At 49.3% G+C, this 12,694-nt stretch carries 15 protein-coding genes and 1 tRNA gene; 11 read left to right on the top strand and 5 right to left on the bottom strand.

Going from position 1 to position 12,694, the window contains the following annotated elements:
• Window positions 1-127: 127 nt before the first annotated feature.
• Window positions 128-1,684 (top strand): PorV/PorQ family protein, encoded by a 1,557-nt coding sequence (locus B157_RS0123040; protein ID WP_020605671.1) that lies wholly within the window; start codon window positions 128-130, stop codon window positions 1,682-1,684.
• Window positions 1,685-1,742: 58 nt separating this feature from the next.
• Here B157_RS0123040 and B157_RS0123035 read toward each other — a convergent pair whose 3' ends face one another.
• From B157_RS0123035 to B157_RS0123025, 3 genes are all read right to left on the bottom strand, one after another.
• On the bottom strand, window positions 1,743-2,249 hold the full coding sequence (locus B157_RS0123035) for a shikimate kinase (protein ID WP_020605670.1): 507 nt from the start codon (window positions 2,247-2,249) through the stop codon (window positions 1,743-1,745).
• 89 nt (window positions 2,250-2,338) lie between these two features.
• Entirely contained in the window at window positions 2,339-3,484 is a 1,146-nt protein-coding gene (locus B157_RS0123030; RefSeq protein ID WP_020605669.1) for a BT_3928 family protein, read from the bottom strand.
• The gene (locus B157_RS0123025) at window positions 3,481-4,047 is read right to left on the bottom strand and encodes a DUF1599 domain-containing protein (RefSeq protein WP_020605668.1); all 567 of its coding nucleotides are present in this window, start codon (window positions 4,045-4,047) and stop codon (window positions 3,481-3,483) included. Before B157_RS0123025 ends, B157_RS0123030 begins: the two co-directional genes overlap by 4 nt.
• Before the next feature lie 81 nt (window positions 4,048-4,128).
• On the opposite strand from B157_RS0123025, the gene folP reads away from it, so the two are divergent.
• The 10 genes from folP (at window position 4,129) to B157_RS0122975 (ending at window position 11,212) form a co-directional block, all read left to right on the top strand.
• Window positions 4,129-5,028, top strand: coding sequence for a dihydropteroate synthase (folP, locus tag B157_RS0123020; protein ID WP_020605667.1), 900 nt, complete (start codon window positions 4,129-4,131; stop codon window positions 5,026-5,028).
• Between the two features lie 79 nt (window positions 5,029-5,107).
• Window positions 5,108-5,180: transfer RNA gene (locus tag B157_RS0123015), tRNA-Lys, on the top strand.
• A gap of 194 nt (window positions 5,181-5,374) precedes the next feature.
• A complete protein-coding gene (locus B157_RS0123010; protein ID WP_020605666.1) occupies window positions 5,375-6,721 on the top strand; it encodes a site-specific integrase in 1,347 nt (448 codons plus the stop codon).
• A 25-nt stretch (window positions 6,722-6,746) separates the two neighbouring features.
• Window positions 6,747-6,995 (top strand): hypothetical protein, encoded by a 249-nt coding sequence (locus B157_RS0123005; RefSeq protein WP_020605665.1) that lies wholly within the window; start codon window positions 6,747-6,749, stop codon window positions 6,993-6,995.
• A gap of 2 nt (window positions 6,996-6,997) precedes the next feature.
• The gene (locus B157_RS0123000; RefSeq protein WP_020605664.1) at window positions 6,998-7,327 is read left to right on the top strand and encodes a type II toxin-antitoxin system PemK/MazF family toxin; all 330 of its coding nucleotides are present in this window, start codon (window positions 6,998-7,000) and stop codon (window positions 7,325-7,327) included.
• 7 nt (window positions 7,328-7,334) lie between these two features.
• Window positions 7,335-7,601 carry a DUF4926 domain-containing protein gene (locus B157_RS0122995; protein WP_020605663.1) on the top strand — a complete coding sequence of 89 codons (267 nt, stop codon included), beginning with the start codon at window positions 7,335-7,337 and terminating at the stop codon, window positions 7,599-7,601.
• Window positions 7,602-7,779: 178 nt separating this feature from the next.
• Entirely contained in the window at window positions 7,780-8,664 is an 885-nt protein-coding gene (locus B157_RS0122990; protein ID WP_020605662.1) for an RteC domain-containing protein, read from the top strand.
• An 87-nt stretch (window positions 8,665-8,751) separates the two neighbouring features.
• The gene (locus B157_RS0122985; RefSeq protein WP_020605661.1) at window positions 8,752-9,087 is read left to right on the top strand and encodes a helix-turn-helix domain-containing protein; all 336 of its coding nucleotides are present in this window, start codon (window positions 8,752-8,754) and stop codon (window positions 9,085-9,087) included.
• Window positions 9,084-9,521: a hypothetical protein gene (locus B157_RS0122980; protein ID WP_020605660.1), complete on the top strand. Its 438-nt coding sequence runs from the start codon at window positions 9,084-9,086 to the stop codon at window positions 9,519-9,521. The genes B157_RS0122985 and B157_RS0122980 overlap by 4 nt, the downstream gene beginning before the upstream one ends.
• A gap of 71 nt (window positions 9,522-9,592) precedes the next feature.
• A complete protein-coding gene (locus B157_RS0122975) occupies window positions 9,593-11,212 on the top strand; it encodes a hypothetical protein (RefSeq protein ID WP_245565226.1) in 1,620 nt (539 codons plus the stop codon).
• A 10-nt stretch (window positions 11,213-11,222) separates the two neighbouring features.
• On the opposite strand, the gene B157_RS39840 is transcribed toward B157_RS0122975, so the two are convergent.
• Window positions 11,223-12,290, bottom strand: coding sequence for a type IIL restriction-modification enzyme MmeI (locus tag B157_RS39840; protein WP_020605658.1), 1,068 nt, complete (start codon window positions 12,288-12,290; stop codon window positions 11,223-11,225).
• A gap of 114 nt (window positions 12,291-12,404) precedes the next feature.
• On the bottom strand, window positions 12,405-12,694 hold a 290-nt coding region (locus B157_RS35905; protein WP_020603222.1), incomplete at its 5' end, for a transposase family protein.

Raw genomic sequence — 12,694 nt, 5'->3', positions numbered from 1 at the left:
ATAGTTGAAATAAAAGCCCATCGTTTAGGACAAACGATGGGCTTTTTCGTTATTAATAGTAGTAGGATTAAACATAAAGCCGTATTTTCTGTCAAATGATATATACGGACCTATCAAAATTATATCCATGATTACTCGACTATTTTTTCTGTCAGCTTTTCTTTTGGGTGCTGACATAGCTTTCGGGCAAACCGGCGATATTTACGCGGGGGAGGCCTTCCGGTTCTCGGAGATACAACAGAATGGTACTGCCCGTTTTCGGGGGCTTGGCGGGAACCAGACCGCGCTCGGTGGGGATGCCAGTTCGCTGTTCGGCAACCCGGCGGGTCTTGCCTTCTACAACCGCTCCGAGGTCAGTATTAGCCCGACCATCAACCTGAACAACACGCAGTCAGCGTATCTGGGCACTACCACCCCGAATAACGGAGCCAAGTTCTCCGTCGGGCAGCTGGGCCTTATTTTTGCCGGGGGTGGTAAAGACGGTGGTCGCTGGAAACGCTCTACGTTTGGCGTAGGGTATCACCAGAATATCAACTATTTCAATCAGTTTACCTTTCAGGGGCGCAACAATCGCAGTTCGTTTATCGACCCAATCATTCTGGATGCCAACAGCCGTAATGTAACGGGTGCTCAGATAGATGCCCAGTATGACCCGAACACCAATCAGGCCACTGATCTGCTTGCTGCAGCCTATCAACAGTATTTGATCGATGGCACGCCCTTTACCGACTCTCAGGGGCAGGCTAACAGTCGTCCTCCCTACAGCCGGTTCGATCCACTCAACCCCCGCGACCAGCGCAATACCTTCACCTCATCCGGGGCGCAGTCGCAGTGGACATTCGGGTACGCGGGAAATCTGGACGATAAACTCTATCTGGGTATAAACCTGGGCCTGTCCAGCGTACGGTACACTTACGACAATGTGCTTACTGAGTACGTTGTGAACGGAACCGTGCTTGACAACTACTCGCAACGCGATCAGTTAAGCGTTAAAGGCAATGGATTTAACGTATCGGTTGGTACCATCTATAAACTAACGCCTGACATACAGATTGGTGCGAACGTGGCCACGCCAACGTTCATGAGTTTACGGGAAACGTTCTCGCAGAGCGTGAGTGCGGTGGCTTTTGATCGTACGTTACTTAACAATAGTACGGTGGATGTTCAGCCCAATGATTTCAATTACAGCGTAACATCGCCATTCCGGGCATCGGGGGGCGCTACGGTGTTTTTGGGGAAAGGTAAACTTGGTTTCCTGACCGCTTCGGCCGAATACGTCGGTTACGGTGGTCTGCGGGCCAGCACATCCGACAACAGCAACGCACAGGCGAATAGTGATTTCAAAAATTCCGTGCGTACGTCCGTTCAGAATACCTACCAGAACACGATAAATTTTCGGGCTGGGGCGGAGTTTCGGGCTGGCTTGTTTCGTATCCGGGGGGGAGCTGCCTATCTACCCGATCCCTACCTGCGTCAGCTGGATAATATAGACCGGAGTAAACTTCTCGTATCGGGTGGGCTTGGCATTCGGAATGATCGCTTCTTTGCGGATGTGGCGGGCACATTCAACACGTTTAAATCGGCCTATACGCCCTATACGCTACCCAACACGGCCAACTACGGATCCGCTCAAATCAACAACAACAACACAACCGTTACGCTGTCTGTAGGTACTTTTTTCTGAGTGAAATCAGCGCATTCTTTAAGCAAAACAGGCCTCTCTCGCGAAAGGCCTGTTTTGCTTAAAGCCATTCACCCACCCGTCTTAATACTTCATCCTCGGTTGTTTCGCCGGAAATAATGATGTTGGCCTGCGTATAAACCGGGAATCTGTCTTCGTAGCGTTTCTGTAGCGTGGCCAGTAGTTCGGGGTCGCTGGCGTTATTGAGTGGCCTGTCTTCATGCGCGTGAGCCAGAATACGCCGGGCAAGCACAGGTACCGGCACATCCAGAAAGATAGACACACCAGTAGCGTTGATATAGTCCATGTTGCCATGAAAACAGGGCATCCCACCACCCGTCGAGACTACCAGGTTCGATCCGGCCCGGATTGAACGCAGCATATCCCGTTCGGTTTCCCGGAAGTACGCTTCGCCTGACCGGGCAAAAATTTCGGCTATTGAGCGTCCTTCTTCACGAACAATAACTTTATCGGTATCAACAAAACGGTAGTGAAGGATAGCGGCAATGCGCTTACCCAGCGTACTCTTGCCAGACGATGGCATGCCAATCAGGAAGATGTTTTTCATTCGCAATGAGCGAATGAGCAAATGAGTGGATGAGTGAATAACTGATATACACAGTTGGTCTGAGCATACCGATTCACTCACTCGCTCATTCACTCATTCACAATTCTCTTTATTTCCTCCGCATTCGGAGTCGTGTTATAATGCCACTTGCCTTTAACGACTCCATTGCTCATAAGCCAGGTGCCGGGATTAGAGCGCATAATCGTTTTCAGGACGGTAGCATCAGCTTTGTAGTAGGGCACGGTTGTAAGCTGATACTCCTTCTGAAAGGCCTTTATGTCATCGTCATTCGTAGAGGTGAGAATATAGGGAGAGACGGTTGACCCTTTCAGACCCTCTACCAGCGACCGGATAGCGGGCAGGCTTCCGGGGTCGATGTCTTTGGTGTCTTTTATGATGATAAAGAGCTTGTTTCCCTCGAACGTTTGCTCCGTAAAGTCCCCTGCATCATTCCAGACCCGGTAATCCGTAATTTTTGGTTTTGCTTTTTCATTCACCAGCACCATTTCCTTGAAGGTGTACGCCTTATCGGCAGGGTAGGCCTCGAATTCTTCCGTCTTCCCGTCTTTTTCCATTACATACTTATACCGCAATGGCTCCGAGGGTTTCATACCGGCCGGTATGCTTTTACCCACGGCATAAGGCAGCATATCGACGGGGGGTAGAAACTGAACGGCGTAGATACCCAGTCCCAGGGTCAGTACGGTGGTCAGGGCAACCAGCCAGCCCGTTTTTCGGGAACGCAGCCTGTTCCGGTGACCGATGATAAACAGAATGAGCACCGTGAGCACAACGTCTTTTCCGAACGATGTCCAGGGTTTTAGTTTGATAGCGTCCCCAAAACAACCGCAGTCGGTTACCCGGTCGAAATAAGCGGAATAGAACGTCAGGAACGTAAAGAAAGTAATCAGGAAGAACAACAGCCAGACCGTAACCTTGGGTTTGTAGGATGCCAGCAGGGCTACTCCCAGAATGATTTCGGCCGCACAAAACAGCACCGACATCACCAGCGTAAAGGGTACCAGGGCCATGAAGAAATCATGCAGCATGGGTACGTCCTGGGCGAAGACCTCAAAATATTCCTCAAACTTAATCTGCGTACCCACCGGGTCGTTCAGTTTAATCAGGCCCGAGAAGATAAAAACGCACCCAACCAGAATGCGGGCAATTCGGGCAGCAATCAGCATCGGTGGCGTACCGGTTTTGATTTTGGGGGATAAGGTCGCTGGGTTCATTCAATGCTAAGTTTTATCAAACAGAAAACGGCGTAGTTGATCATATCCATATAATTGGCATCAATGCCTTCCGAAACCAGGGTAGCACCCAGATTGTCTTCAATTTGTTTGGTACGGAGCAATTTCATCAGGATAATATCCGTCATGGAACTAACCCGCATGTCGCGCCAGGCTTCGCCGTAATCATGGTTCTTGGCAAACAGCAGCTCCATAACCCGATTAACTTCTGCGTCATATAGTTGTTCAAGTTCACCAACCGGAATGTCCATACTGGCCGACCCATTATTACTGTCACTAGCTAACTGAAGTTGAATCAGGGCCATTACGCAGTAATTGATAATACCCACAAACTCCGGTTCTATACCTTCCCCCACACGGCCCCCTGATACTCCGGTAGCGCCCATCTCCTGTAGCGTACGGATGCGCTGGGCTTTGATGAAAATCTGGTCGGTGATGCTGGGCAGACGCAGAATCCGCCAGGCTGTACCATAGTCTTTATTTTTTTTCAGGAATAAATCCTTGCAGTGCTGAATAACCTGCCGATATTGGGATTCTGTGTTCACAAAGAAATCGATACGTTAGTCAGTCAGTGCGGGCACAGAAAATACCAACTGACTCACCGACTAACCAACTGACTAGTTTTAATGCCGAAAGATACGAAAAAAACACTTGGACGGCACTCCGTTGGGCGGCACTCCGTGAACTGCCGGGGAAGGCTGGTCAATTTGGGGCAGCCCGTTGTAATGGGTATTCTGAATGCTACACCCGATTCATTCTTTGCCGGTAGCCGGATCAGTACCGACAGCGCATCCATTGATCGGGCTATTGAGGTAGCACAACGGATGCTGAGCGAAGGCGCTACCTTTCTGGATGTTGGTGGTTACTCCACCCGCCCCGGTGCCGATGCGGTAAGCTCCTCCGAAGAAGCCGACCGGGTGCTCCCCGTTATCGAAGCCATTCTTGCTACCTTTCCTGATACCCTGCTGTCGATTGATACCTTTCGGGCAGACGTAGCCCGTCAGGCTATTGAGTCAGGAGCGGCCCTCATCAATGACGTATCGGGTGGCACGCTCGACCCGGCCATGTTTGCCACTGTTGGCAGGTTGAACCAATCCGATTCCGTTCCGTACATACTGATGCACCTGCGCGGTACGCCCCAAACGATGAATTCGCTGGCTATTTATACCGATTTGATTACCGAAGTCATCGATGAACTGGCTAGTCAACTGATAAGTTTACGGGCTTTTGGGGCAAAAGATGTCATTTTAGACCCCGGATTTGGCTTTGCAAAGACCGTCGAACAAAATTTTTTTTTACTCAACCATCTGACGGATTTCCAGGTATTCGGGGAGCCATTACTGGTGGGTCTCTCGCGGAAGACAACCATCTGGAAAACACTCAAAATCAGTGCCGATGAGGCCTTAAACGGGACTACTGTTTTGAACACGACTGCCCTGCTCAAAGGTGCGTCCATTCTACGGGTACATGACGTTCGGGAGGCCGTAGAGGCCATAAATTTAACCCAACCGCTAACTTTTTTTTAAATCACGCTTGCGTTTAGAAAAGCAAACACCTACTTTTGCATTCCCAAACAACGACAAATAGTCGAAACGAAGGGAAAACGATCTGGTAGCTCAGCTGGTAGAGCAATACACTTTTAATGTATGGGTCCTGGGTTCGAATCCCAGCCGGATCACTTTTTACAAATTAAGGCTAATCAAGATTAGAGTTAAAGTAGCTCAAAATCAACTGATTAGCCTTTTTTCTTGATTGTACTTTATTGAGAATAGTTCGATAAAACAAAGTAAAACCGTCAACCAATCCGTCAACTGGATATAGGCTGGTTGACGGATTATTCGTAACTTGGTATCGACCAAACCAAGTTATGACATGCAAAATACCCTTGCCGCAGATGTAAAATTCCTGCTCAAAGACCCCCGCACCACGGATGCCACCCTCGTTTCACTGATTTTCCGCTACGAAAACCGACGGTTTGTCTATTCAACCGGGCAATTTATTGAGCCCTACCAATGGGATACCGATAACCAACGCGCCTACACCAACCAGAAAAACCGTATCGTTCGGCAACAACACGAAACCATTAACGCCCACCTCGACCGACACCGGGCGGCATTCGTGCGGGTTATGAATGCATTGCAGTTGGCTGGGGGGGCGTTCGATAACGCAGCGATCAAACACCACCTCGACAATCAGCTAGGCCGAATCAGGGCAACTAAACCGGCAAAGGTTGAGGAGAAAGAAACGTTTACGCAGTTTATTACCCGGTTCGTAGCCGATGCAAAGGCCGGGAAACGGCTGAACGCCAAAAATTCGCGGTTTGCCGATGGGACTCTCAAAAACTTCATCAAGTTTCGGAATATCCTGACCGACTATCAGCAAACCATCGGGCGGGGGCTGGATTACGATGCCTTTACGCTCGACTTCTACAACCGGTTCAAAAAGTACCTGACTGCGCAGGGGCATTCACTCAACTATGTGGGGGCGGTGCTAAACGGAGTTAAAATGCTGCTGAAACACGCCTACGCCGAAGGATTACACCAAAACACCGACTTTCAGTCAAGAGACTTTAAAAAGATTGAGGAGGAGGTTGATACCATCTACCTTGATAACGACGAACTGACAACCCTCTATAACCTCGACCTGACCCACGATTTACGGCTCGACCGGGTTCGGGACCTGTTTTTGATTGGTTGCTATACGGGGTTACGGTTTTCGGATTACTCGGAGTTACGCCCGGTAAACATAACCTACGGGGGGCGTATTTTGAGCGTAACGACCCAAAAGACAGCCGCCCGGGTTTCGATACCCCTCAACCCGAATGTACTGGCTATACTCGCCAAATACGAAGGCGTACCACCCCGCACCATGTCGAATCAAAAGTTTAACCAGTACCTCAAAGAATTGGGACAGGTAGCCGGGCTAACAACGCCGGTAGAGCGGACCCGTACCCAGGGCGGCAAACGTTCGACGCTGACCGCGCAAAAATGGGAAATGCTAACCACGCACACCGCCCGCCGTTCGTTCGCTACAAACGCATTTCTGGCGGCTGTGCCAACGGTTTCGATTATGAAAATAACCGGGCACAAGTCGGAGGTAATGTTTATGAAGTACATTAAAGTTTCATCGGAGCAAAACGCCCTGCTGATGCTGGAGCATCCGCATTTTTCCGGTATCAATTCAGCCGTTCCGGTTCTTTCATTACACAAAGTAGCCTGATTTTTCACCTCAACCAATACCCAATATGCAAGGTGTATCACTCATTACTGACCCACAGGGACAGCCTAAAATTCTGACGATTGATATTGAGCAACACGATAACCAGTTAGACCCCTTTGTTAGTGGTCTGCTGGATTTGATACAGCAACAGGCAGAAGAAACCGAACGCGCTGATTTTCGGGCTGCTGCTCATGCTGCGCTGAATCGGTCCTATGGTGACAATGAGCCTGATTACTCTGACGTACCCGCCTACACCGCCCGCAACCGTTCTTAACCATGCAGGAGGGAGATATAGCCATTGCATCAATTCAGCAATCAGACGGAGCCTACAAACCGCGCCCGGTTCTGTTATTGCGTCAGTTGCCCGGCTACGGTGATTTTCTGGTATGTGGTATTTCCTCCCAGCTACGGCAAACCGTACCGGGTTTCGATGAGGTGTTACAGCCAAATCCTGACAATCGGCTACGGGTTGCGTCGGTTGTTCGGCTGGCTAACCTGATTGCCATACCGGCTGCTGACCTAGACCGGGCCATTGGCTACATACCGGATGGATTACACTCCGACCTGTTGCAACGATTAGCTGACTACCTGACCCGAACTATCTAACAACCGTATGATTCAGGAACTCGAATTAGTAGCCTTGCTGACTGACCGCCCGGCACTCGGATTGCGCCGGGGTGATGTGGGCACCGTCGTTCATATTTACGGTCGGTCCGCCGATGCGGGTAACGATTTGTACGAAGTGGAATTTATAAACCGCACCGGCGGACCGGCCAAAGGAGACACAGTTGGGGTTGAAACCCTGAATGCTGACGAAGTACGGGCCGTTGATTTAGGCCGCGTTATGTTGCATTACAACGGGTTGGAAACCGCAGCCTGATACGTTGTAGAGGGGTGTCCGAGTGGTTGAAGGAATACGGCTGCAAAGTACTCTCAGGGGTACCTGGGGGTTGAATCCCTCGCTCTCTGCATCTTTTCCGAATTAAGTAAAACCATACCCACTATCTGAGTACGGTTACTTATTGAAAGTGATTACCGACCAAACCAAGATGTCAACCATGCCAACACCAAATAGTTGGGTTACTTCTTTTAGCAACCTGAATACCAGAATTGAACTAACCCTAATGTTCACCGACCTTTCGACTCATTCGATAGACACAGAAATCAATAAACAGGTCATAGATTTTGTTAAAACCAACGAATTAGGGGAGGTATTAGAGGAATTTTTTGTATCCAGAAACGAAACGGCATTACAGACAATTTATGCTAAAACATTAATAGAAGTACTCCTAGATCAGTGGCTACGGGTGAACAAGTATGTTTTTGAGAAATTGTCTCATTTACAAGATAGAAAAACCCATCTACAAGATTTAAAGGCCGCTTTGAAGAGGGCAAAAGTCACGGATATTAATTCTTTAGTTACCGATGACGCTGGCAACCCTATCCCTGTTTTTGAATTTAAGTATATTAACGAAAACATAATTACTTTAAACTTATGGGGTCAGTGGTTAGAAAGTTTAAACCGACGTGTCATTCATTTAATAAGACAGTTTGCGCCTGAAATTTATAAAAGGCATTCAAATGAGTTTCGTAAGTATATAAGTGTTAAAGAGTTTATCGGTGTTACTGTGGATAATCAAGAGCCCACACCCATTATCCCAGAAGTAAAACTCCAATGGAAAGGAGATAAAACCGATTTGGCAGAAGTGATTTGGGCATTAGCGAAGTCAGAGCAAATAGTTAATGTAGATAGTAATAAACCAGTGATTATTGCCGAACTGACACAAAAGTTTGAAACCTTGTTTGGGATTGAAAAATTAGATGTTGATGGGCTTGTTAGCAAACGAATACTTAATACGTACAAACACGCTGACGGAAAGACGTTTTTAGATTCCTTACAAAAGTTGATGCAGGCACGGGTAGCACGCTCGCAGAAAAAATAAAAATTCATTCCAGTTGCCTTCCAGTGGAATGACGCTCGAATACAGACCCGCGTAATTTGAAACGTAGACAATAAACTACGGTTCAAAATGTACGGTACTATCACACAAATTCAGATTACCCCCGACCAACTGACAGAGTTGGTACGCGGGGCGGTTCGCTCGGAGTTAGCGACCTACACACCACCCCCGCCTGTTGGGGCTGACCTACCCGAACTGCTGACCCGTCGGCAAACGGCTGACCGGTTTCAGGTGTCACTGACTACCCTTCATGATTGGGCCAAAGATTCAGACGACCGCCCGGCCGTTCTGGTTCCGCTCAAAATAAACGGGCGGGTTCGTTATCGGCGTGCTGACGTATTGGCCGCACTGAAAGAATCCCGACGGTTTAAACACACTAAGGCGGTGGAGGGTAGGGGCCGATGATGTATTTACCAGCTTCGCACTACCTGACCTTTACGCTCGACCCCGACAAAGGCCGGTATATTGTTAAAGAATGTGAGCCGGGGTTTTGCAAGGTTCCGCGTGAATTGATTGCAGAGGACCGACGGTTCAATGACAACATAGACGCTAACTTCATTCTACGCGGTCCCAACACCGAAAAGAAAGAGGGAACGGGCAAAGGGGGAAAACGGAAGATCACGTTTTTTACGGGTCTTCAACCTACCGCCCATACCGGCGTATATATTGGCAACGTGCTGACATTCGGGCGCAATGGCAGTAAGGTTCAGAACGGCGTACTAGTACGATTTGCCACGGATGCCGGGCGTATGTCCCTCCGCTACTTTCCCGCCTATTATCCGTATCCCAAAGAACGGGACGCGTTTGTATCGACGGTTATCAATCGCGGGCTTCTCTGATTCTATCCACATCGTAACCCAACCGCCCGGCCGCTCGTGTCGGGCGGTTTACTACAACTATGGTTGATGGTATGAAAATGCTGGACGTTGGACTATGGAATGACCCGAACGGCGTACCGGTTCTGCTGAATAATGACCGGCTGACGTTCGGGGCGTTGGTCGATACCAATACCGGGGCTATTCTCAACCCAATACGGAAGGCCTTTGACCGGGGGCTGATCTTCCGGCTCGTTCCCCGACGAACGGGCGAAGGCCAGCGGGTTGAGACAAAAGGTAGTTTACACAAGTTCGGCAACTACGGCGAACATAACGCCGATCAGTTCACGGCTACCGACCTGCTGCTGACGCTCGATCAATTAGTGACCCTATACGGTATCGACCCGTTCAACTCAAAAATCAACACCATTGAATTTGGGGTAAATGTGGAACTGCCTTTTCCGGTTGCTCAACTACTGGATAACCTGATCTGCTATAAGAACAAACCTTTTAGGTGTGATACGGGCAGTAAGACCCCGTACCATGAATGCCGGTTCCAGCGGTTTACGGTGAAGTTGTACGACAAGGGCAAACAGCGGGGGTTGGATGGGAACCTGCTACGGGTTGAGGTGAAGGTTGCCAAAATGGTTTACTTTGATAAAACGGGGGTGCGTCTCAACACGTTGGCCGATCTGCTGACTGTAACCAATTACCGCCCGCTGGGGGCGTTGCTGATGGATACCTTTAACCGGATTCTATTTGACGACCCAACAATCAAACCTGATGCACTGACAGCCCGCGAACGGGAGATTTACCGGGATGGATGCAACCCCCGATTCTGGCAGATACCCGACAACCTGACCACAACCCAGGCAAACACCCACAATCAACGGTTGCTACGCACAGAACGACGTTACCGGGCACTACTCGACAAACACCGACGGGGCGAAAATCGGCCCGCTCAAACGGCAGCATTGATTGCCCAAACGTGGGAGCAATTAACCACCGTTCCCGACCACCTGCTGACACGTATTGACGAACGCCGGGCGGCATGGCAGCACCTGACAAAACACGGTATTTTACCAGAGGAAAATCAGGCCGAAAGAGTAGAGGTTAATAAGAGAAACCCGCCAAAAACGGACCCTCCACAAATCCCCAATAGCTGTAATGGAGCTGTTATAAACCCGCCCTCAACCTGTCACGAATTAACCGGGTTAGTCATTCCCGATTGTGGGAATTTATCGCCCTCAACCTGTCACGAATTAACCAACATCGAAACCCCCGATTTGTCACGAATTAACCCCTTGTATTCAGGGTTACAACCTGACACGGTAAACACACCAACTACCACCCAACCCGATCCGGTTATTTGCCCGGTAACGGGGGTATTGATTGAGAAACCCCGACCGGGGCAACGGTTTGTATCGGCCACTATGTTACGCAACGACGACGACCTGATGCTGATGCTCGATAGCCAGCACAGACAGTACGCCAAAGGCTCGAAAGAGGACCCATACAGTCAGGCGGCACACAACGCCAGAAATAAGATCACTAACCCGCCCAATACTTTACGGCGTAGGGTGTTGCGGGCTATCAACGGGGCGGGCGGGGGGCAACTGCCTTTGTTCCCACCCGCTCAGATGCTAATCCTCAGCGATAGCGAACGCCAAACCCTCAACTATTGGAAAGGCACCCCGTATGAGTTACCTATCTGAATTGGTGTTTTTACATGGCATAGGTTCCGTCAGCGGTTTGGCGCAGGAGGGCAAGGGCGGCTAAGGTATCCAGCAACGGTTGTACTTTGCCGGGGGGTGTTTTCGCAAAAAAGGCGGCAACCTGTTTGGTACTGAGCGGAACGCCCGACTGTTGCACCGTATCCCGAACGGCCTGCATCTGTTGGGCTAACTCTTTCGGCCATTCCTGTTTTACAGCATCGGCAACGGGGGCACTGGTTTTGGTTGCCGTGGTTGTCAGTCCAATTAACTGCTGTTGGCCGGGGGCCTGATACGACGGGCGTAGATAGCGGATTTGTCCGGCGGATTCCTCAGCAGCCCGTTCATGGTTTAGCTGAACAAGGCGGGTTAATATCTCACTGTCTGGCAGGTTGTGCGGCCATCCGTAGGAATCGGCAACGGCCGCGTCAATCTGCTGGTGTAAACTGAGCACCACCGATGCTAACCCCTGTTGGTTAATTGTTTGGTCTTTGGCGGTTAAGGGTTCACCCGCCGACCCATCGGACTGCCTTAACTTTTCAACGACGTTGTAGAGGTCCGTTAGTGTCAGGGTAGGGTTTGCGGCCTGTTGGCGTTTACGGTGCGCGTCTAATTGTTCAGCTAGTTCACGAATACGGGTTTGCTGTTCCAGTTCAATATTGGGGAATGGAAAAGTAGCGAAACACTTGGAATTATTGTAAACAAGATCATTCCCAACACCCATCCGCCCACCTGTAGCTGATGCCCAATATGCATGAATCGACGAAGATAAAATTCCTAAAATGTATGCATCATCAGATGCAATTACTACAAGTTTATCGTCTGGTAATATATCTGTATCCAGAAACTGAAAAATTCGGTATTTCGCTGTAGCAACTGTTGCAACATAACGTTTTAATGGTTTTATAGCCGTTCTTATTTCATCTCTGTTACGACCAAATAACCACCAATTGTCTCGAATTGACCTATCCCGGTTGACATCTCTTTCCGGCTTTACGTTCTCCAAAACGTGCTGATAAACTTTGGGGAAACGTGTTAATACATCTTCGGCCTTCAGACCGAACAAATCAATTACCTTCACTCCCCTTGGTATTGAGGTCAAATCTCTACCGTTTCGATATGAGCGGATATGTTGCTCAAGTGAAGAAACCTGACCCAAACCTAATTCTGCAGCCCTACTTTCAGATATTAGAGTTTATGTCAATTTAGGCTTAGGATGATTAGGATACTGAACAGGCTTTCGTGTCACTCTGAAATTGTGCAAGCCAGCGCACAAGTGAATCACCGTACCCACAAAATCGCTTTTTCGCAACCGACATGCATCCCGAACGATTCGATATCGTTTCGTACTCCCAATCACGTGTTCAACCTGAACCCGAATTCGCGATACCGCTTGGTTGTAGGCTTTCTGCTCCATACTCAATTCCTGGCCACGAGGCTTCTTGATGGGTTGGTACAACCAAACCCCCACGGGCTTGTAACCCT

Source organism: Spirosoma spitsbergense DSM 19989 (genome assembly GCF_000374085.1).
Classification (GTDB): Bacteria; Bacteroidota; Bacteroidia; order Cytophagales; family Spirosomataceae; genus Spirosoma; species Spirosoma spitsbergense.
This window is presented reverse-complemented; position numbering and strand designations above follow the sequence as displayed.